The 21,877-nt window shown below is 39.4% G+C and carries 12 protein-coding genes and 5 pseudogenes; 10 read left to right on the top strand and 7 right to left on the bottom strand.

Features of this window, described 5'->3' with window-relative positions; translation table 11 throughout:
• Positions 1–78: 78 nt before the first annotated feature.
• Positions 79–3,405: a CotH kinase family protein gene (locus LRS05_RS12240; protein WP_257868578.1), complete on the bottom strand. Its 3,327-nt coding sequence runs from the start codon at positions 3,403–3,405 to the stop codon at positions 79–81.
• Positions 3,406–3,658: 253 nt separating this feature from the next.
• Between LRS05_RS12240 and LRS05_RS12235 the strand changes: the two genes are divergently transcribed.
• Positions 3,659–4,702, top strand: coding sequence for an endonuclease (locus tag LRS05_RS12235; protein WP_257868577.1), 1,044 nt, complete (start codon positions 3,659–3,661; stop codon positions 4,700–4,702).
• Here the strand turns inward: LRS05_RS12235 and LRS05_RS12230 are convergent.
• The 4 genes from LRS05_RS12230 to LRS05_RS12215 form a co-directional block, all read right to left on the bottom strand.
• The gene (locus tag LRS05_RS12230; protein WP_257868576.1) at positions 4,699–6,063 is read right to left on the bottom strand and encodes an FAD-dependent oxidoreductase; all 1,365 of its coding nucleotides are present in this window, start codon (positions 6,061–6,063) and stop codon (positions 4,699–4,701) included. The genes LRS05_RS12235 and LRS05_RS12230 overlap by 4 nt on opposite strands.
• Complete coding sequence (locus tag LRS05_RS12225; RefSeq protein WP_257868575.1) at positions 6,047–7,297, bottom strand: sodium:proton antiporter; 1,251 nt, start codon at positions 7,295–7,297, stop codon at positions 6,047–6,049. Before LRS05_RS12225 ends, LRS05_RS12230 begins: the two co-directional genes overlap by 17 nt.
• 47 nt (positions 7,298–7,344) lie before the next feature.
• Positions 7,345–7,722, bottom strand: coding sequence for a PH domain-containing protein (locus tag LRS05_RS12220; protein WP_257868574.1), 378 nt, complete (start codon positions 7,720–7,722; stop codon positions 7,345–7,347).
• 123 nt (positions 7,723–7,845) lie between these two features.
• Positions 7,846–10,401, bottom strand: a complete 2,556-nt coding sequence (locus LRS05_RS12215) for a family 16 glycosylhydrolase (protein ID WP_257868573.1) — start codon at positions 10,399–10,401, stop codon at positions 7,846–7,848.
• 95 nt (positions 10,402–10,496) lie between these two features.
• Here LRS05_RS12215 and LRS05_RS12210 point away from each other — a divergent pair, with 95 nt between their 5' ends.
• The 3 genes from LRS05_RS12210 to LRS05_RS12200 are packed head-to-tail and all read left to right on the top strand — an operon-like array spanning position 10,497 to position 12,733.
• Positions 10,497–12,032 (top strand): YifB family Mg chelatase-like AAA ATPase, encoded by a 1,536-nt coding sequence (locus tag LRS05_RS12210; RefSeq protein ID WP_257868572.1) that lies wholly within the window; start codon positions 10,497–10,499, stop codon positions 12,030–12,032.
• Between the two features lie 46 nt (positions 12,033–12,078).
• The gene (locus LRS05_RS12205; RefSeq protein ID WP_257868571.1) at positions 12,079–12,309 is read left to right on the top strand and encodes a hypothetical protein; all 231 of its coding nucleotides are present in this window, start codon (positions 12,079–12,081) and stop codon (positions 12,307–12,309) included.
• A gap of 4 nt (positions 12,310–12,313) precedes the next feature.
• The gene (locus LRS05_RS12200; protein WP_257868570.1) at positions 12,314–12,733 is read left to right on the top strand and encodes a hypothetical protein; all 420 of its coding nucleotides are present in this window, start codon (positions 12,314–12,316) and stop codon (positions 12,731–12,733) included.
• Between the two features lie 170 nt (positions 12,734–12,903).
• Here LRS05_RS12200 and LRS05_RS12195 read toward each other — a convergent pair whose 3' ends face one another.
• The gene (locus tag LRS05_RS12195) at positions 12,904–13,758 is read right to left on the bottom strand and encodes a T9SS type A sorting domain-containing protein (protein WP_257868569.1); all 855 of its coding nucleotides are present in this window, start codon (positions 13,756–13,758) and stop codon (positions 12,904–12,906) included.
• A gap of 475 nt (positions 13,759–14,233) precedes the next feature.
• On the opposite strand from LRS05_RS12195, the pseudogene LRS05_RS12190 reads away from it, so the two are divergent.
• From LRS05_RS12190 to LRS05_RS12165, 6 genes and pseudogenes are all read left to right on the top strand, one after another.
• Positions 14,234–15,057 (top strand): annotated as a pseudogene (locus LRS05_RS12190) (RteC domain-containing protein).
• Between the two features lie 240 nt (positions 15,058–15,297).
• Positions 15,298–15,651 (top strand): annotated as a pseudogene (locus LRS05_RS12185) (helix-turn-helix domain-containing protein).
• 12 nt (positions 15,652–15,663) lie between these two features.
• Positions 15,664–15,969, top strand: coding sequence for a helix-turn-helix domain-containing protein (locus LRS05_RS12180; protein ID WP_257868568.1), 306 nt, complete (start codon positions 15,664–15,666; stop codon positions 15,967–15,969).
• Positions 15,970–16,058: 89 nt separating this feature from the next.
• A pseudogene (locus LRS05_RS12175) lies at positions 16,059–17,518 on the top strand (DUF4099 domain-containing protein).
• A 19-nt stretch (positions 17,519–17,537) separates the two neighbouring features.
• Positions 17,538–19,620: pseudogene (locus tag LRS05_RS12170) on the top strand (DNA topoisomerase 3).
• Positions 19,620–20,500: pseudogene (locus LRS05_RS12165) on the top strand (ORF6N domain-containing protein). Before LRS05_RS12170 ends, LRS05_RS12165 begins: the two co-directional pseudogenes overlap by 1 nt.
• A gap of 6 nt (positions 20,501–20,506) precedes the next feature.
• Here the strand turns inward: LRS05_RS12165 and LRS05_RS12160 are convergent.
• The gene (locus tag LRS05_RS12160; protein ID WP_257868567.1) at positions 20,507–21,844 is read right to left on the bottom strand and encodes a hypothetical protein; all 1,338 of its coding nucleotides are present in this window, start codon (positions 21,842–21,844) and stop codon (positions 20,507–20,509) included.
• Between the last annotated feature and the right edge of the window lie 33 nt (positions 21,845–21,877).

Here is a 21,877-nt window from a genome sequence, read left to right as displayed (position 1 = left end):
TTGTTGTAAACAATTGAGGTCAAATATAAACTAAAAAACACGTCCCAAATGAGACGTGTCTAATTTAGTTAAGTGAAATTACTTCTTTATTATCTTGCTTGTAATTTCACTTTTGCCTGATGTTACTTTAGCAAAATAAATACCTGCCGGCAACTGCTCAAGATTTATCTTTTGCTGTGCGGTAACAGGCGTGTACTGCTGAACCAACTGGCCAAATATGTTGTAAATTACAATTTTATCCATAGGTACGCTTGCATCAATAGTAACATTGCTATCTGTAGGATTAGGATAAACTTTTACAGAAATTTCCCTTTCAAACCGTGGTGCCGAAAGTACTGCTTTGGCTTCGATAGCTATATTATTGAAGTGTACCCGCTTTCCTGCATCAGCAAACATATCGGTTCCGTCAAAACGCAGCCTTATTTTAAAATCAGGATTATTATTTGCAGCAGCAATACCCGTAAAGTCAAATGTCTTAACCTCATAGGTAGTGGGTATACTTTGCGATGCATTTGCAAGGCCTGTATTAACCCACTCTGTGCCATTCCAGTAGTCGGCAATAAGTGTTTGCGCTGCGCCATCGCTTTCAACAGCCAATGTTAGCTTGATGTCCTGAAGATCGGTGGTAGGCGCCTGCAATACAACTGTATTTTCAAGTGTACCAACCTTAAACGGCTGGCGTATTTGTATACCTTTCATCTGGCTGGCTACATATGGAGCATCATTATTAGCTTCAGGACGGTAGTTAACTGCTGTTGGTGCATTTCTACGCTCCATAGAGCCTTTATGATACAGAGGGTCATTACTTGATAGTGGATATCCTGCTATGCAAGATGTATAGTGCAATACAGCGTTAAGTCCGTTGTCTTCAAAAGTAGCATCAACGCTTGTAAGCGGAATGTCATTAGTAATGGCATTGCTCATCCACCAAAAATATACCACACCGGGTTCATTGCCAAGTGGTGCGAAGTTGGCGGTTATCTGCATGTTGCCAACAGGGGTTACCGTAAGTTCAGGATTGTTTCCGCTAACATCACCGCTCCAGTGGCTGAATACAAAGCCGGGTTTTGCAATAGCTTCAAGCGTAACAGGTATTCCGTTAAAGTAGATACCTGTCCAGGGGTAAGGGTTTGCAGGTACGCCGGGTGTAGTGTCTTCAATTTTTATCGTGTTTATTTTTACGATACCTGTTTCGGTGTCTGATACATTTATCGTGAGGTTAACATTGCTGCTGATGCCAAACTGGTTGCGGATTTGGTCACGCTGTATTGCCGGCCTGTTTGTACCCCAATTAAGCAAGTTTGTTTTTTGCGAGTTTTGGTAGAAAGTAAGCCTCGGGAAGCGATGTATATCCTCAGGCAGGTACGGTGCAACTTCGTCAAATGTTTGGTTTACAATACTGTTGAAACGTGCCGTAGTAAATGCCGTATTAAGAATATCGGCAAAACGGTTAATGAAGTAGGTTTTATAACCATTATTGGCAAGCAGGTGCCCAAGATAAGATTCATTTGCAGGATTTGTAAGGTTAGCCCAACGCTCAAGCCAGTTTATGTTATCCTTTAGCGATGCTTCAAAATCCTGAACCGTAAGACGATATTTTCCATCACCGTAGCCTGCATTTTCAGGTGTGCGCACTTTCCAGAATGTTCTTTCGTAGCTATCGTTGGCGGCATATATTTCCATCACCATGTGGTCAGTAAACGATATCATGTCGAGCTTAGCGGCAGCCTGGTCAAAATTAGCATCTGTGGCCATGCTGTTGTTTCTTATAAAGTCGCGCATGGCAATATAATCTGTATAGTCAGCATTTGTGCCTTCGCTAAGGTCGCAATTAGTACCGCCGCAATCTATCTGAACGATATTATCTTCCTGAAGATTAAAATTCTTTACATAATGGTGTTTGTCAAGCCTATCGCGTACAGCAGTTAAGCCCCAAAACTCGCCATTTATAAAATGGATTGCAGGTTTTATACGTGTTACGCCATTAAATACTGGCTGCATAGCGCGCGTAAATACCACATCATAAGCCACTGGGCCGCCCGTACCGTCGCCACGAAGCATGAGGCGCTTAAACTCATCGTTGTCCGGCACAGGTGCATCAGGAATTTGTTCGTCAAAAAAATCATGTTCAAACTGGTCTTGTGAGTCGTACTCTCCGCGAGCATATAGTCTCAGGCTTTTTATACCAAGTGCACGCGAGTTATTGCCATGTATGCGCCATCCTGCATTCATGTTTATTGCAGAATTGAGACTACCGGAGTTTGGTTCAAAATATTCAAAATGTACAGGGTATTCCCATGTGTCGCCACTGCGCCAGTAATTATTCCAGTCAGGACGGTACCATTGGTTATTGTTAGGGTTAGCGGCTCTCCAATTATCAAAATCTATACCCGAAGTATAAATACCATCATTGTAATCAAACATGTAGTTTTCCTGTATTTGTAATGATATTACAGGAAGCTGGTAAGGATTTGTCGGCCAGACGAAATACGTTTTAGATATTATTTTCGAAGGTACTCCATCAACATAAACCCGTGCCCTTACAACAGTAGCTTTTCTTACAGGTGTTGGCGGTGTGTACAATGGGTGCTGTCTCGTATTTTTATTTGCAAGCTGGTCAGGCTCGGCACTCCTATCTGCAATGCCGATAGGCTGAAAATATGTATTTGAATTATAGCTGTCAGACAAAAGCGGCCCTTCCGAATCTGTTGGCTCTAGCTTATAGGCGTTTTTATAAGTATATAATGTGCCCATTGTATTGTTAAGCACAGGTTGAGAACCATCAGTTGTATAAACAATTATTGCACTAGGGTTTGAATGCGTAAGGACAAGATTAAAGCCTGTATTGTAGTAGCCTGAATTATGACTAAATACAGGCGGTGTAAGCAATTCGGTAAGTCCTGAGCCGGTATTTGGCGTTCCGGGTGTCGAGGTATAAAAGAAAAGCCATGACCCTGTACCGTTCGGCTGGCGGCCTATAGAAACATTTTCTTCAAGGGCTGTTGCAGGTGCCTGGTCTGCAACTGTGCCATCAGGCTGTGTTAGAACAATTGTTTCACCGCCGGTACTTATCTTCCAGTTAGTGTGTAGCGGCTGTCCCGGTACAACCTTGTTTTTGTCTGATGCCCATACAACTAAGTAACTTCCTGGCTGCATTGTTACCGCCGGGAAAACCCATTTAAAAGGTGCTGCCGGAGTATCTGTTAAACCATATCCTGTTAAATCTATGGGAGTAGTTCCGTAGTTGTATAGCTCAACCCAGTCCTCATAACTTCCATCTTCATCAGCCAAAGTTGAAGTATTTGACGACATAATTTCATTTACCGCGACTTGAGCATAAATATCCTGAAGCGAAAAAATAAACAATAGTGAAAATAAAATTTTTTGTAAGGTAGTTTTGCTCATATGACTTAATATGGTTTTTTGTTAAAAAAATCTTAAATTTAAACAGGCCTCAAAGCTAATCAATTATTTAACAGTTAAATACAATAGTCATAAATTAATTTTAAGATTTTTAAACTAATCTTTATTAAAATGAAATTAAGCCACTACAGATTAACATGATTAGCTATTCAAATCGATACCACATGTGATTTTAACAACACAATTTTTTTGCATCCTATTAATTATCATACTTTTGAAAAAAAATGAACGATTCATGGAGAAGATTACATTATTACTTTTACTGCCATTTTATTGTTTAGCGCAAATTCCTGCTTATTACAGCTCAGTTGACTTTACGCAAAATGCAGAAGATATTAAATCTCAGCTTTCAGCTCTTGTTACAACAACACACACTTACCAGCTTATATATACACCTGATGTTTGGAATGCTTTGAAACAGAGTGATCTTGACCCTAATGACAATACAAAAGTATTACTTATTTACGGCTATAATGATGCTGATGCAATTACTAGCAATGACCGTACACGCAGTAAAGATGCCAGTTGCCATACTTCAAGCTGTGCAGGGCTGTGGGTGCGTGAGCATGTATTTGCGCAGTCTGTTGGCACACCTCCCTTGGGGCAGGAAGGGCCGGGAAGTGATGCACACCACTTAAGGGCTATTGATGCACAGATGAATAATACCCGAAGCAATAAAAAATTTACTGCCGGAAGCGGTAATGCATTTTCTGTAAGTACAGCTTCATGGTATCCTGGAGATGAATGGAAGGGTGACGTAGCACGCATGATGATGTATATGTACTTGCGCTACCAGTCTCAATGCCCGCCAACAAATATTGGCCTGGGCAGCACATCATACAGCCCTCTGGGTGATATGCCTAATATTTTTCTGGAATGGAATCAACAGGATCCCGTAAGCCAGTATGAGCTTAACCGCAATGTCGTATTGCAAAGCATGCAGGGCAACCGTAACCCTTTTATTGACAATCCCTACCTGGCTACCATGATATGGGGCGGCCCGCAGGCGCCGGACAGTTGGGGAGTACTGGCGACAGACGCTGAAATTGCTGAAGATAATGTAGTGCTTTATCCTACCATAACAACAGGTATAATTAATGTTGAAAATACCGGCGGTAGGAATTTTACATATTCTGCCTATAATAATCTGGGGCAGCAGGTGCAGGTTCAAAAATCCGGCAGTGTGATAGATATGGCCAATAATGCGAAAGGTCTTTATTTTGTAACGCTTACAGATGATGCCGGTAAATCAAAAACTTTTCGCATCATTCTCAACTAAATATCGTTTATAAGTTTTCGTGCGGCAGTCTGCACCGGATCCCAAACCGGCGAGAAGGGGGGCGCATAAGATAAATCGAGATCCATAATATTCTGCAAAGTAAGGTTGTGTGTAAGCGCAGTAGCCAGAACGTCAATACGCTTTGCAGCATCTTCCTCACCAATAATCTGTCCGCCAAGCAGCCTTCCGCTATTTTTTTCAGCTAAAAGCTTTACCGTAATATTTTTTGCTCCCGGATAGTAATGTGCCCTTGTAAGCGCTGTTATTGTTGCGGTGGCATAGTCAATACCAAGTTTTTGCAGGTCTCTTTCAAGCAAGCCGGTACGCGCCACTTCATACTTGCACACTTTACAAACAGCCGTGCCAACAACCCCGGGGAATATAGCCTTTTCTCCTGCGATGCTGCTTCCCGCAACCACACCTGTTTTATTGGCTATAGTGCCCAAAGCTATATGCACATGCATTTTACTTACAAGGTGAAGTGTTTCGGCACAATCGCCTGCTGCCCAAATATTTGGTAAATTGGTTTGCATTTGTCCATTTACCTTGATTGCGCCTCTCATTCCTAAAGCTATACCTGAACCTTTCAGGAAATCAGTATTGGGCGAACTTCCCATGCCCAGCACCACTATATCTGTTTCTATAGTACGTTTGTCAGTTATAACACCGCTCACTTTCCCGTCAATGACCGAAAAAGCTTTTAGTTCTTCACCAAGATAGAGGCTAACGCCAAGATTGCGCATTGCATCAGATACCATAGCGCCCATATCAGGGTCCAGTGTATTCATAACCTGTGGCTGCCGGTTCACAAGCGAGACATTCAGGCCGCGTATAAGCAATGCTTCTGCCATTTCCAGCCCAATATACCCGCCACCAACAATTACAGCCTTACGCGGCTTCTTTTCCTCAAGGTAGCGCTCAAGGTTGATTCCACTCTTTAATGTAGATATACCAAAAACACCTTCGGCATTTGTACCTGGCAGGTCGGGGCAAAACGCTTTGGCCCCGGTAGCAATCAATAGCTGGTCATAGTTTTCCCAAAATGTTTTATCTGCTTTCTTATCAAGTATATTAATCCTGTTGTTTTCAGGGTCAACGCTTAGGACCAAATGTTCAGTACGGACATCAATATTGTATTTCTGCCTGAATGTTGCAGGGCTTCGCACTATAAGTTCATCAAAAGTTTCAACAGTCCCCGAAATATAATAAGGTACGCCGCAGGCAGAGTAGGAGGTGTACTGCGATTTTTCAAAGACGATAATTTCACGATTAGGCTGTTCACGCCTAATTTTTGATGCAGCCGACATACCCGCAGCATCGCCACCAATGATCACTACTTTACCTTCACTGTTCTGCTTCATGCAATTTTTTAATTTTTAACTGGATGGTGCGTGCAGAAAGTCCGTGAACCAACATTGATATAAAAATGGTTACTATGGTAACTTCTAAAAGTTTCTCAGCACCGGCAAATGACGCACTTGTAAGGGCATATGCCATGTAATACAATGAACCCACACCACGAATTCCGTAAAAAGATAAGACAAATTTCTGGAATGCTGTAAGGTCAGACCTGATAAAGGAAATATAGCCTGCCGCCGGCCTTACAACAAATACCATAAGTAATGCTACGGTAATCACCTCTAAATCATATAGTATGTGGTAATGGTAGGCAATAAAAACCCCTGTCATTAAAAAAATAATTGCCACGACAATCCCTTCAAGCTCTTCATTAAAATCATGCAGTGCATCCATATGCTCATTATACACTTCCCTGTTGCTGAACGTGCATGCTGCCGCGAAAACTGCAAGGAAACCATAGCCGCCCACAATTTCAGATATTGCATAGGGCAGCAATACCAGCCCCAATGATATGATGCCCCGGCTTATTTTGGTAAGCTGGCCCTTGTCTTTTATAGAAAATATGATACGGTAAAGCACTTCGCCGCAACATAAGCCAATTACTACGGCAATAGCTATTTTAATGAGGAATTTGTGCAGAAACCATTCGCCTATCCAGTTTTCATAATCCAGGCCTTTTGTAGCTGCATAGATAGCAAAATAAACAAACGGGAAGGCAAGGCCATCATTAATCCCTGCTTCACTGGTAAGTCCCAGCTTTATATCAGAAACATCTTTTTTGCTTGGTTCAGAGGTTTGCAGTTCTGATGCAAGTACAGGGTCTGTAGGTGAAATCACAGCGCCAAAGAGCCATGCAGTAGCAGGGGTAAGGCCTATAATCCACCACCCTAAAAAAGCAGCAGCAATAATAGTAATAAGCATTGCAAATGCCAGCAGCCTGAAAGAGTGCCGCCAGGTTTTCCATTTAAATGGCTCACTAATCTTTAAACCGGCATTGGTAAGGGCCACCAGTACAACAAATTCTGTTACACGTTCTATCAGTTCAAGATGATCTAACGGTTCAAATTCATACTGTCTTGCAAAAAAGTAAACAATTATCCCTATAGCAACATAAATTATAGGCGCAGATACATGCTGTCTCTGCATCAGAACCGGCACAGTTGCTGCCAGCAGGGCTACAATACCCGCAGCCAGCAACATCAACATATAGCTTTCTGCTACAAAATAGTCCTGCATATTATTTTATGTTAGGCTGCGGGTGTTTGCAAATACTGTTACAGGTTTTACTTCAGTATGTGCTGACCCAATATTTGATATACTTCATTGATGTTATTGTCTTTACCGAAATGTTTCTTAATCGGCATTGCTTCACCGCGCACCCATATTTTTAATTCCGCATCAAGGTCAAGAAGGCCGGCGCTCTCTTTAGAGAATTTAATGATACTGGCGTATGGTATTGTTACGTAATCAACTTTACTGCCCGTTAACCCTTGCTTATCAACAAGTATCAGGCGTTTGTTGGTAAACACAAACATATCGCGTATCAGCTTAAAGGCTTTCTCGATATGCTCGCCGCTAACAAGTATGTCTTTATATTCTTCAGTAATTTTTTCAATTGACACTTCACTGGCGTGCCCCATTATTGCATTAAATAATCCCATGCTTATTTGTTTTAAGTTATTAAAAGTAAAAATGTTTTAGGTGAGTAGCGAAATTACTACTAATTTTTAAGTGGAATTTATGATTATCGCTTTAGTATAATTTTAGAATTGAATATTCTATCCTCAGTAATTACTCTTACAAAATATATTCCATCTACAACATATTCCTAAATTAAGTTCCAGACTCTTCTGCTCACTAATTTTTTTATCTTGTATTATCTTTCCGTCATTGCTGCAAATTAAAAGTTGTCCAGACAATTTCTTATTAAATAAAATTGAGGTCTTGCCATTGCTTGGATTTGGAAATACATAAATCTGTTCTTCAATATCAGAATTCTCAAGTTTACCCACATTATTTTTACGATTAGTTGACGTCCAAGGTGTTGGGCTAAGTGCGTCAGCAAAAGAGGTTAAAGTTGTGCTATACCTGTAATCATAACAACCCAACTCATGACATTTTTTATAAAGATCCATTGTAAACAGCGTGTTGGTAATTTGTTCATCTTTATTAACATAGCTATAATTTCCAGAAATGTATTTTGATAATTCTGGTCTTTCATTATTGATATTTTGCATTTTTGTATTTAAAACACAATTTTGCGAAACCTGGTTAAATGAAAATTCATAAATAAATCCGTATCCGCCATTTCTACTTATACATAATAACTGTGTATTGCCGTTCCCTAAATAATCTCCGGCAAGGTATTCATCTGACGGATTTGTCCACCAATCATTAATTTTTAATGGTGTAGTTGATGTTCCTGTGTTTGCGTTATCCCAAATTTTTGTCCATGTGCCGCTACTGATGTTTAATCGGTATAAGTGTATAAGCCCTGTAGCTTTATTGAAACATAATAATTCATCATTAGAGCCAGGTATATTATCAAAATTTCCTGCAAGATAATAATCGTCAACAGATACTGTCCATGTTCCTATAACGACACCGTTCGCAGCATAGGTCTCAAGTAAATTTTGCCAGCCTGTACCATTATACTTTAAAATAGATAATTTTTTTTGAAGTGGATTTATCCATAACAGTTCATCTTTAGTGTCATTTATGTCAAAATTCCCTGCTATGAACTTATCAGCAATATTAAAATCTCTTGTAATGTTAGTAGTTCCATTGCTGGACCTTATAGTTTTATTTGTTCCAAAACCTGTTTGATTATTATACAATTCATTATAGAGATAATAATTAAGGGTGGTAGTATTCTGAGTATTTGCAAATTTCATCAAGACGGCATATTGATTTAAATCATTTGTAATAAAAAGCTCGTCACCTACCACACCGTCAAAATCACCAACTGCATAATTTGTACGTGCTACTACTGAAGGGATAAACCAATTATTAAGCATATATTCATTACCTATACTTTCTCTAATTTCGCTTCCTATAGTTTTCACTTCCCATACATCGTGGTGTGTTTTAGATATATTTTGACCTGTGTTCAGGTCAAGAGTTTGTGTAGTAGTTTTGTTTGTTAGTCTCTGTAGTGAAGACCTTAATCCATCTCTTGAAAAGATAAATATTTCATCACCATCGGCTACTGTAAGGTCATCGGTTATAAAATTACCCGTTATCTGTATAGGTAATTTATCAACATTTTTAAAATCAAACTCGCCTAATTTATCTGATTGTCCTGATGTCCACACGACGGGATTATTAAACTTTTTTTCCTGATAAACTCTTACCCAATCTATAAGTATTTCTTCATCATCGATTCCAAAATCATCAGCAAAAGATACTAGACGTGTTGGTGAACCAATTACTGTATTATCTATAAATGCCGATCCTGAATTAGAGGTAGGATTTTGTGAAGAATCGGAGGTATTCGTTATGATAGTTGCACCAATAATGACATTCATTGACTCAGCATGAGACGGAAGACTTCGACTCCATAAGTCATTTGAGAACTTGTGGACACCATCAATATAATAGTGCTGCCCGAACATATCCCATTTAACTGAATATGTATGCCACTCTCCTGCTAGTGAGGTGTCTTCAAAGTAATGTACCTTATCAACTGCTTGTTTATAGCCGCTAGTACTGTCATTGAAAAACATGCAAAAATCATAGATATGATTATTAAACGTATTTGTACCTGGATCAAAATATGAACGCTGTTCAATTATATCAATTTCCTCTGGATATCTTTTGCCAACAAGCATATAGCCGTCAAAATTCCAATTAGTAGGTACTGAATCTTTAAATTGTCTCTCGCGGTATGTAGGCATTAACCAAAATCCCGGAAATAGTCCTCTCCCAACAGGTAATTTTATCCTGGCTTCAATACATCCGTACAAAAACTTTTTATTAGTAATAATTTCCCCTGTTGAATATTTAGCAATCTTGCCATTAGCATTTTTATACAGGTTATTCCAATAATCAGGATTTTGTATTCCTTCATTATGATATTTCGCCTGAAGTTTTATAACCCTTATTGTATCCTCAATTCCTAATATAACTCTATCTTTTTGAAAAACTTGCTCAGTAAGATAGCGCTTTTCACCATGCTGCCTTTTCCATTTGGTGTCAATATCGGCTGTATTTTGGTAATTAAAGTTTTCTTGAAAAACTAAATTCCAATTGGTAAGATTTACTCCTGGGGTTTCAGGTGTAGATGTCTGACTTATCATTTCAACCGAGCCAAAAATTAGCAAGAAAAACAGATATTTCATTGTGATATGATTGAAGTTCAAAGCTAATATAAATTTAATACTTAACAGTTTCTTTGTAAGAAAAAATTCTTATTTTCGGCCTATAATTTTTCTATATGCTGATAAAAGTTTTCGGGAGTGCTGTTTTCGGGGTTGAAGCAACAACAATTACCGTTGAAGTAAATATTGATAAAGGGGTAGGCTATCATTTGGTAGGGCTGCCTGATAATGCTATAAAGGAAAGCAGTTACCGTATAGCCGCTGCGCTCAAAAACAATGGCTACAGCCTTCCGGGGAAGAAAATAACCATAAACATGGCTCCGGCTGATTTGCGAAAGGAAGGTTCAGCTTATGACCTTACACTTGCCATAGGTATCCTTGCTGCATCAGGACAAATAAATAGTGAAGAAGTTGACAAATACATTATAATGGGTGAACTTTCGCTTGACGGTGGCCTGCAGCCTATAAAAGGTGCTTTGCCCATTGCGATTAAAGCCCGTGAAGAAGGCTTTAAGGGCTTTTTCCTACCAAAACAGAATGTAAAGGAGGCTGCCATTGTTGACGGCCTTGAGGTATATGGTGTTGAAAATGTAATGGAAGTAATTGACTTTCTTGAAGGTCGCGGCACACTCGAGCCAACTGTCTTTAACACGCGGGAAGAATTTTATAAGACGCTCGACTTCCCCGAATTTGATTTTAGCGATGTAAAAGGGCAGGAGTCAATCAAGCGATGTATGGAGATTGCTGCAGCGGGTGGGCATAACATAATACTTATCGGTCCGCCGGGTGCTGGTAAAACCATGCTTGCAAAGCGTTTGCCGAGCATCCTGCCGCCCATGACGCTGCGTGAAGCCCTTGAAACTACTAAGATACATAGCGTAGCAGGCAAGCTGAAAGAGGCGGGATTGATGAACCAGCGCCCTTTCCGGAGCCCGCACCATACAATTTCAAATGTGGCACTTGTTGGCGGTGGGAGCTACCCCCAACCGGGCGAAATTTCAATGGCACATAACGGCGTTTTGTTTCTTGATGAACTCCCTGAATTTAAGCGTGAAGTGCTTGAAGTGATGCGCCAGCCGCTTGAAGATCGTGAGGTCACTATATCACGTGCTAAATTTACCATAACATACCCATCATCTTTTATGCTGGTGGCGAGTATGAACCCCAGTCCCGGCGGCTATTTTAATGACCCAGATGCCCCTGTAAGTTCTTCCCCGCACGAAATGCAGCGGTATATGAGCAAGATTTCAGGCCCGCTGCTTGACAGGATTGATATCCATATTGAGGTAACACCCGTACCGTTTGATAAACTTTCTGATAACAGGAAAGCCGAGAGCAGTGTAGAGATACGCGAACGTGTAATTAAAGCCCGTGAGGTGCAGACACAGCGGTTTGAACATCTGCCGGGTGTGCATTACAATGCCCAAATGGGTACAAGGCAAATACGAGAATACTGTTCATTAGACGAATCTTCATTGCAATTACTTAAGACTGCTATGGAAAGGCTTAATCTCTCAGCCCGTGCTTATGACAGGATTTTAAAAGTATCTCGCACTATTGCCGACCTTGAAGGCGCCGAGAATATTGGCCCACAGCATATTAGTGAAGCTATACAATACCGGAGCCTTGACAGGGAAGGATGGCTTGGATAAAAATTACGAGTATAAATTTCGGATTTCGTAACTTTAAATAAAAAATATGCTAAAGAAAGAACTGGAAGAACTTTTTAATGAGATGCCAAGAATTGTAAAGGATAAGCTGCAGCCGGTAATGGATAACTTATTGGAAAGGGCAGATGACCTTGATAGTCATCCCGATAAGAATGCTGAAGATTATGCTGTTGAGCGCGAAGATATACTTAAAGAAGTACGTAAAATTAAATATATCAATGAGCAGTGGCAGATAATGAATGCTAAGAAGAATAATTAAAAATATGATATTTCAACAAATATTTGAGCGGTCAAAAAATAATCAAGAGTTAATATCAATTGTCAGATATCGTGATGATAATACATTTTGGTGTGGTTATATTTTAGATTATAATGATCTTATTATAAAGTTACAACACTTTACAAAATATGGCAAGAAGGACGGAATAATAGTGGCGAAATTATCCGATATTGAAAGAGTTGATTTTAATGATGATTATACTAAAGCGATGCAAGTTGTTATTGATTATTCATTGGAATTGGAAAAAGAGAATAACTCTGAGTTGGACTTGTCTGATGATGACCATTGGGATTTCACTATTCTAAAACAACTAGAGGGTAGCAAGAATGAAATATGCAGTATTGAAATAAATGGATCCACATATTATACAGGCTATGTTTTAGAAGTTTCAGAAAATTGGTAAAATGGGCGAAGATGATGGCTATACTATTCTTAAGATCGAAGACGTTACTAGTTTCCAGCCTAATGATATGGACAATCGCAAAAGGGCTATGTTATACAAATGGAGACAAACCCATATTTAATTAAAAAGCCCTGATTTCTCAGGGCTTTTTCCAAATCTAAATCAACAAATTATGACTTTACAACTTTTTGTGTGGTAATGCCATTTACTGTAGTAACCGTCATCAGGTAGATACCCTGCGATAGCCCCGAAATTTCAATATTGTAATTATCGGTATATATATTTTTTTTAGAAAGAACTGTACGTCCGTTCATGTCTGTAAAGCTAACCTCTTCAATATCTTGCGAATTTATTGTTATAAAGTCGGCAGCAGGATTAGGGTAAATAGAAACTTTCGGTTGCTTAACATCATCAGTCCCTAATACTGCTCCGGTAACCTTAAAATCATCTACCAGGAAAATACTGTTGGTAGGAGAATTGTGAAGCCTGAAAATGAAATGGATGGCTTCACCTGCGTAATCAGCAAGGTCAAACCCTGTGCCTACAGTTTCATTGTTAATTATGGCCTCATCATCTGCAGGCCGTGCTGTCAGCAATGTTTTTAACGCAGCGGGCGTGTTTGCAGCATCCATTTGAGCTTTGGTTATGATATATACCGAATAATGCGAACTTGCATTGCTGCCGATACTTACGCTGCCGGTTGTATAATTTACAAAACCATCTGCATTATTAATTTGTATAGCAGGAGATATTATAACACAGTCAAGGTTAGTGATATGGGTAGGTATCTGGTTCACTAGATTAAATGTTGCCATACCTGCTGCACTTCCTTGTATACCAATAGCCTGAATTGATGCAGTTGGGCTGTAAATGCCATTATTTTGCGGCGAACCTTCGAGATTTACAAATCTCCAGCCCTGGTTGAAAATGTCATTATGGCTGCCTTCGAAATTTTGTTGATACGATTGTGCCTGCCCACAGAAAAGCGTCAGCAGGGCAGCTGCTGATAGTAAAAGTTTTTTCATTGAATGATTGATAAAATTTTAAATTAATACTACAGGTGTTGATGAAGCACCCAATTGTACTATAGACGCAAAAACATCAAAAGGTTGCAAAGAAAACTGAACTTTTTTTAAGAAAAACATCAGAAAACTCTAAGCAAGTTCATATAGAGTAGATTAAGTTAGAGCGCATCACTGTAGGTAACGATTTGGTAATGGTGCTAACTTCACTCACTTTCAATGGTTTTCTCCTTGTAACTCAAAGCAAATTTACGAAATACGAATAACATCTTATGTGCTAATACGGAAGTTTCTTGATTTTAAAAACGCCATAAAACAAATAACATTGAGTATTACCTAAAGAAAAGTAACTCTGATAAGCAAAAAAAATCTTTCCCAACTTAGGGGTAACTTGGGAAAAAGAGCCATTGATAATCCTAACCTTTGTAAAGAGCAATTCATCAATTGCAATTAGTATTCTAACAAAAACTATATTGCCATGAAGCACTCTTTACATAAAATTACTGACGAAGTAAGTCGGTACGAAAACAAAATTATGAATGAAGCGTCTGGGATTGTGGACGAAGCATTCAAAATGATTAGCTATCTGCAAGAAGTCCTTGCTTCATTAAAAGTATCTGTTATCAAAGATGGTTTTCAAAGCGAATGGGAAGAAATCAATTTTTTCAGGAACGTCAAACCGAGTATTCTCGGCAAGCTAATCTATTACAATAAGGTTTACCGAATTGAATGTGCCAGTCCTCCCGGTAACGGAAAAATATACAGAAACTATTTTTCCAGCCAAATAAAAGAACTCAAGCAGGAATTTACAGAACATATTTTTAATTCCGACTTCTACCGGTACTACAGATCTGGAAGAGACGACCGTGATCAAACTTTTTTAGATTGGGCAATGGGCTGAACAGTTTTGTTTTTGAAATTGACCTCCACTTTTCAACTTATTACGATTATAAAGTTGCACGTATAATAGCCAACGATCTACTCCTAAATTATTTGCATCTTAAAATCGAATCGATTGAGGATGCTATTTTTAAAGATGAAAAAACAACGAAAGACATCTTTTGGACAAGTAGTAAAAATGCACTTATAGAACTTATATATGCGGTGTATGCATCAAGGGCAGTTTCGCATGGAAAAATAGGAATAAGGAAACTAAGCATGATTGCTCAGGTAGTTTTTAATTTATCATTAAACGACCTCCACCATTCATTTCATCGTATGAAAACAAGGGCAGGTTCCCGTACTGTATTTTTAGATCAGCTTAAAGTATCGCTCGAAGAATATATGGACAAAGACCTTTAGATTATCTCTAAAGAATAATTAAAAGCAGTACCTGAACGGTACTGCTATTTTTTTTGCCCATATCTGCCAATTGGCAAAATTCCAATCCAAACGTCCCTAATCTCTGCAAAACTTTATTAACTAACCGTTTTATGTGTATATTAAAAATTTCAAAAAACTGCCAAACCAATTGGCAAGGCTTGGCAGACAAACTCTACCAACTTTTACAATTTTGCATAGTGAACATTTAAAAGCTGTGCAATGAAAATAATAACTATCGAAGAAGAGGCCTGGCAACAGCTCAACAGCCGTATAAATGCCATTGCCGACTATCTCAAAAAACAAGAAGACAAAAACTATGACGATCTATGGCTTAATAACCACGAGGTATGTCAATACCTGCACATTAGCCAGAAAACCTTATGACGTATGCGTACCAAAGGTGAGATAGCATATTCGAAAATCTACGGACAGTACTTCTACACCATAGGAACAATCAAAAATATGTTGAACGCCAATGCTATTCAAAGCTGTGACGAATTTGTACAGGAGCTGATGGAAAAAGGCAAAAGCTATATCAAGAAAGGTAGAAAGCTGAAATCAGACAATAATTAAAAGCGTACCAGTATGAATATCGACAAAATGGAATTTGTGGCGTGGATGGAACGTATCATGGAGCGTTTCAATATCCTTAGTGACGATATAAATGATTTGCAAAAGAAGCGTAACAGTATTGATGGGGAAGAATTATTGGATAATCAGGACCTACTCCAAATGCTAAAAATAAGCAATCGGTCCTTGCAGCGGTATCGTTCCATCGGAAAGCTGCCTTATTATACCATAAGCGGAAAACTGTATTACAAGTTGTCTGATGTGCATCAGTTTATACGGGAAAGTTTTAATCCACCGCCACCCAAAATAGACCGCCAATAAAAGACAAACACTGCCTTTGAATGCCACTTTGGGTTATGTAGTAAAGGCTTCGTTTACTTTCGGCGCTAAAACTTTAAATTTTTCATATAATGAGTGAAGAAACTACAAATAAACAGGAAACTCCCGACCAATTATCGGAAATATTATTGGTGCTTGATAAAGACAAAAAGAAAATTCAGGCAGTAAAAAGTATTAACGAAAACGGGAAAATGGAAACGGTTGATCCTACGAGGAAAAACCAGAACCAGTTTATGCGTGTGGATAAAAGCGGTGATTTCTTTTCCAAATTTTTTCTCCAATTTTTTTAGCCAGCTAAAGAACCCTACAAATTTTTCTTTCAGAGTGCCTGCACCGTTGGCTGTTGACACTGCAAATGAAATGCAGAAACAGGTAAACAATCCAACTCCTGAAGGTGAGCAACTGATGAAAAAACACGAAGTCAAAGCCGAACCACAGCAGGATCAAAAACAAGTAAATCAAAATAATATGGAAACAACACAAACAACACCGGAAACCGCCGAATACCGCTATAAGCCGGAACAGATTGATTGGGAAACAATGAACAATCTCGGATTAAACAAAGAGAAGCTCGAAAAAATGAACCTCCTTGATCCTTTATTGAAAGGCTACAAAACCAATGAGCTTGTACCCGTAAGCCTCAATCTTGGAACTGCTGTTACCCGATGGATGCCCGGTTATCCTTGCAAGCCAATGAGGACGGGCAGGTAGTGGTTGCCATTCATGGTATCCGAAAAGAGCCGAACCTGAACTTTGAGTTTTTTGGACACAAGTTCAGCGAAGAAGATAAAAACAACCTGCTTCAAACCGGAAATATGGACGTGTGGTTAATCTGACTAATCCTAAAACGGGTGAAACAATCCCGTCTATAATTAGTGTGGACAGGCTTACTAATGAATTGGTAGCATTGCGAACGGATAGAATTAAAGTCCCTGATGAAATTAAGGGCGTGAAACTTGATGATGTACAAAAACAAACTTTAGCGGAAGGCAAACCTCTTTACATTGAAGGCATGATTTCTAAAAAAGGTGCCGAGTTCAACGCCACTGTACAGTTCAATGCCGATAAGCGTTATGTCGAGTTTCTTTTCGACAGAAGCAACACCAATCAACAAGCTCAAAGCAACGACCAGAGTAATCAGCAAAGCCAATCGCAGGAAGCACCGAGAACATTCAGGGGCAAAGATCTGGATAATGAGCAATACAATAAGTTCAAAGATGGTCATACTGTTTATTTAACCGGATTGGTTGACAAGAAAGGAAAGGAATACAACGGTTATATCACGCTCAATAAGGAAACAGGCAAAACGGATTTCTCTTTCCAAAACCCGAATAAGCTAAAACAGCAGGTAAAACCTACCGAAGCCCACAAAACGCAAACTGCGGTTAATTCGGAAGGTAAAACCAATGAAGCGACAAAAAATATTAAGGAGCCTTTGAAATCAGGACAGAAAAGTCCCGACAGTAAAAAGCAGCAGGAACAACAGGAAAAACCAAAAGCCCCTGCTAAGTCAAAAGGCGTAAAAAGGTAATCACCAAAAACAGCATGATATGAAAGTAGTGATTGCAGAAAAGCCAAGCGTGGCAAGGGAAATAGCCAGCTTGTTAGGTGCTTCCGAAAAAAGGATGGCTACCTGACAGGCAATCGCTATTTTGTCACCTGGGCATTCGGACACCTAATAGGATTAGGTATGCCTGAAGACTATGGTATTACGGGATTTGACAAAGCATCTCTACCGATACTTCCAAATCCCTTTTTGCTTACTGTTCGTAAAGTAAAAAAGGACAAGGGCTACACCGCAGATCCGGGAGCAATAAAACAACTGAAAGTAATTGAACAGTTATTTAACCGTTCTGATAGCATTATTGTGGCTACCGATGCGGGACGTGAGGGCGAATTAATATTCCGCTACATTTACGAATACCTGAAATGCAATAAGCCTTTTGAACGGCTTTGGATCAGCTCTCTTACAGAAAAAGCAATCAAGCAGGGCTTTGATAATCTTAAACCCGGAAATGAGTTTAACGGGTTGTATCAGGCGGCGCAAGGAAGAAGCCGTGCCGACTGGATTGTGGGCATCAATGCTACCCAGGCACTAAGCATAGCCGCCAGTAACGGGATATATTCACTCGGAAGAGTACAAACACCTACGCTGGCTTTGATATGCAGGCGTTATTTTGAAAATAAAGACTTCAAAGTAAAGAAGTATTGGCAGATACAATTGCTGCACAACAAAGAGTTTATTGATTTTAACAGCCTGTCTAAAAACAAATGGGACGACCAAAAGCTGGCAGAAGATACCTTGAAATCTATCGAAAGAGCGACAAGCGTTAGCGTTACTTCCGTGGAAAGTAAAAGCATTACGGAGCAGCCCCCTTTATTGTTTGACCTCACAGGATTGCAGAAAGAAGCGAACAAGAAGCTAAACCTTTCAGCCGAAGAAACCCTGAATATTGCTCAAAGCCTGTATGAGAAAAAGTTTATCACGTATCCCCGAACCGGGAGCAAGTACATACCCGAAGATATGTGGGCAGAGATCCCCAATCTTGTGAGAGCCTTACAAGATAGGGAAAGCTGCAAGCAAGCCGTAACCAAAATGAAATGGGGACGGTTCAATAAACGTATTGTCAATGACCTGCGGGTTACCGATCATCATGGCTTGCTCATTACAGATAAAATACCATCCGCATTATCCGCAAAGGAAAATTCCATTTATGACATGATTGTCTTTAGGTTACTGGAAGCGCTATCCCAATCCTGCATTAAAGAAGTAACGGATATAAATTTACTGGCACTTCATTACGATTTTACTGCGAAAGGGGTTAAGATATTGGAACCAGGCTGGCGTTCTATTAAAGGCAGCTTCTCCGATGATGATACAGAACCCGTGCAGGATCTTCCCGAACTTAAAAAAGGCGATGAACTCAAAATAAAAGAAGCGGCTGTTCTGGAAAAAAGACAAAGCCGCCTGTACTCTATACTGAAGCCGGTCTTTTATCGGCTATGGAAACCGCCGGAAAGGAAATCGAGAATGAAGATGAACGAAAGGCATTACAAAACATTGGTATAGGCACTCCTGCTACAAGAGCTGCAACAATTGAAACTTTGTTTACCCGTAACTATATCCAAAGAGAAAAGAAATCTTTGGTTCCTACGGAAAAAGGATTACGGGTATATAAGCTGGTAAAGGAGAAGAAAATCGCAGATGTTGCAATGACTGCCGAGTGGGAACTTGCGTTGCAAAAGATTGAAACGGGTGAAAGCAATGCCGGGACTTTTCAGATGAACATGGAAACTTATGCTGCGACCATTACCCAGGAACTGCTACAAACATCCATTGCCCAAACTAACCTGCCCAAGCTCAGTTGCCCGAAATGTAAAAGCCATCAACTAATTATCAGGGATAAGATTGTAAAATGCCCTGATGAGGCTTGCAATTGGGTACAGTTCCGCAATGTTTGTGAGGTGCAACTCAGCATAACTGATATAGAAAGTCTTGTTACCAAGCGGAAAACTACCCTGATTAAAGGGATGAAGAGCAAAGCCGGTAAAAAATTCGATGCCTATATCGTACTGAATGAAAAAGCAGAAAGCTCATTTGAATTTGAGAAAAATAAAAGCTACAAAAAATAATGGATAATAAATCTATCATTAGCCACGATGAAATTAGGAAACTTATATACAGCATACGTAGCAAACAGGTGATGTTGGATAGCGACCTGGCCTCTTTGTATCAGGTGGAAACAAAGAACCTTAACCGTGCTGTAAAAAGGAATATTGAAAGGTTTCCTGAATCATTCTGCTTTCAATTGACCGAAGAGGAGGTAGAAAACTTGAGGTTCCAATTTGGCACCTCAAGTTTAAACCACGGCGGTAGGCGTTATTTGCCAATGGTTTTTTCAGAATCAGGGGTGGCAATGGCCTCAGCCGTTCTCCGGTCTGAAATTGCCATTAAGGTTAGCGTAGAAATATGGAAGCCTTTGTAGAGATGCGAAGAATCCTTACCAGCAATGCCTCCCTGTTTAACCTTCTGGACAAAATAGAGCTTAAACAACTGGAAGCCGACCAGAAATTTGAAGAAATATTTAAGGCGCTGGAAAGCGACAAAATTCACAGCGAAAAAGGTGTTTTTTACGATGGGCAGATTTTTGATGCTTATACGTTCGTTGCCGACATCATAAGAAATGCCGGACGTTCAATTATACTCATTGACAATTACGTTGATGATACGGTACTCACATTGCTTGGGAAACGTGGGCAGTCGGTGACTGCCACGATTTATACCAAAAATATCAGTAACCAATTACAACTTGATCTGCAACGCTACAATAGCCAGTACCCATCTATTGATATACACACATTCGCCCAGGCACACGACCGCTTTCTTATCATTGATGGAACCGAGCTGTACCATATCGGGGCATCACTCAAAGATTTGGGTAAAAAGTGGTTTGCCTTTTCAAGAATGGATATTGAGGTCGCTAAGATGTTACAATTTTTGAATGGTTTATAAATTAGTTTACTTAGCCTCCTCGTGGGGATTCTCCAATGGATGAAAAGCTGCAATCCTGCCATTTTCCAAAACATGCAAGGAATAGTGATTGCCGTTAAAGTACAGCGATTTGTCGCCGTAAATTCTGAAATCCTTTCCTTGCGATAACTTATCATTTATTTGCGGTAGAAGGTTTTCAATGGCGATTTTCAGAATACGCCTTATGTCCTTATAGGAATACTGAAACTTGGTTTTGTTTTCAAAGTGTCCTTCTATTGATAATTCATCACAATGGCGTAGATAGATATGAAGAAAACCTTCGTAATCCCAATAAATAGGTTTTGCAACATTATGATAGGCTAAAGTTTCATTGTCAAATTCAATCCTGGAAATTTCAAGAGCCTTGTAAATTTCCGGGTATTCTTCCTTGAACTTTTCTAAAGTCTTATTGGTAGAACGCTTGATTTCTTTAACGATAGCTTCAATTCGTACTGCTTTACGCTCCTTCAAAAACTCATTAAACTCCAGTATTTCTTCAGCGGAAATATCTTTGGCGTATAGTTTAGCCTCCAATTCAAAAAAACGAGATAAATAGGTTTTCTTTCCGTCTTCTGAAAATCCTTTGCTCTTTATAATATCCAAGTTCGCTGATTCAGGTTCTAAGTAAAATGATAGGCCGCAAAACTTAGCCCATTCATCATCAGTTAGCGGATATCCACTTTTAATCTTTTGTCCCAACAGCCAATGATTTGATCGGTTAACATCAAATCCTGTGGGGTCCATTTTTATTTCAATTGTGTTTGGTATTTCTTTCTTGCCGACTTGTCCAAAGGCTTTTGGGGCAGGAAGATTCGTGGCTAAAACTTCATAAATATCACCGCTAATAAATCCCTCGTTTTTTAGTAGTTCTTGCTGATCCTTTGATAAATGCTCATCTGTAGAGTCAAATTTTACAAGGCTATTTGTTCGGGGTACATTTCCGGATTTAATGACTTGCTCCAATGCTTCACGTTCTGCCTTTCCATACAATATAATACCCGAAATGTTACGGCCATATTTTTGAGCAGATTCACTGTATTTATGGAACTCAATACTGATGAACTTCCGTTCATATTGACCATACATAGCATAAATCTCTTCAACAGAGAATTGAAACCGTTTCTTTCTCTGATCCTCAATTTCCTGTTTGAATTTGTCCAGTTCGGCCTGGTATATCGAAATGGCATGTTCCAGTTGAGCAATTCTTTCTTTATCCTCAGCCGGTGTATCGGCCAATGCCTTTACATAAACATTCAACTGTTCCTCGACAATATCACTAAGTAGATAAAGTCCGGGATCATTTATTTTATGGTTTATTCCGTACATATTTTCTCAATTTATTTGTTAGTTCTTCGTATT

Source organism: Flavobacterium sp. J372 (assembly GCF_024699965.1).
Classification (GTDB): Bacteria; Bacteroidota; Bacteroidia; order Flavobacteriales; family Flavobacteriaceae; genus Flavobacterium.
The sequence above is the reverse complement of the archived record's forward strand: the minus strand, read 5'-3'. Positions and strand labels throughout refer to the sequence as shown.

Bases quoted from the DNA above. Each gene is read 5' to 3' on its own strand.
- LRS05_RS12240 (WP_257868578.1), bottom strand. From the start codon at position 3,405: ATGAGCAAAACTACCTTACAAAAAATTTTATTTTCACTATTGTTTATT.
- LRS05_RS12235 (WP_257868577.1), top strand. From the start codon at position 3,659: ATGGAGAAGATTACATTATTACTTTTACTGCCATTTTATTGTTTAGCG.
- LRS05_RS12230 (WP_257868576.1), bottom strand. From the start codon at position 6,063: ATGAAGCAGAACAGTGAAGGTAAAGTAGTGATCATTGGTGGCGATGCT.
- LRS05_RS12225 (WP_257868575.1), bottom strand. From the start codon at position 7,297: ATGCAGGACTATTTTGTAGCAGAAAGCTATATGTTGATGTTGCTGGCT.
- LRS05_RS12220 (WP_257868574.1), bottom strand. From the start codon at position 7,722: ATGGGATTATTTAATGCAATAATGGGGCACGCCAGTGAAGTGTCAATT.
- LRS05_RS12215 (WP_257868573.1), bottom strand. From the start codon at position 10,401: ATGAAATATCTGTTTTTCTTGCTAATTTTTGGCTCGGTTGAAATGATA.
- LRS05_RS12210 (WP_257868572.1), top strand. From the start codon at position 10,497: ATGCTGATAAAAGTTTTCGGGAGTGCTGTTTTCGGGGTTGAAGCAACA.
- LRS05_RS12205 (WP_257868571.1), top strand. From the start codon at position 12,079: ATGCTAAAGAAAGAACTGGAAGAACTTTTTAATGAGATGCCAAGAATT.
- LRS05_RS12200 (WP_257868570.1), top strand. From the start codon at position 12,314: ATGATATTTCAACAAATATTTGAGCGGTCAAAAAATAATCAAGAGTTA.
- LRS05_RS12195 (WP_257868569.1), bottom strand. From the start codon at position 13,758: ATGAAAAAACTTTTACTATCAGCAGCTGCCCTGCTGACGCTTTTCTGT.
- LRS05_RS12180 (WP_257868568.1), top strand. From the start codon at position 15,664: ATGAATATCGACAAAATGGAATTTGTGGCGTGGATGGAACGTATCATG.
- LRS05_RS12160 (WP_257868567.1), bottom strand. From the start codon at position 21,844: ATGTACGGAATAAACCATAAAATAAATGATCCCGGACTTTATCTACTT.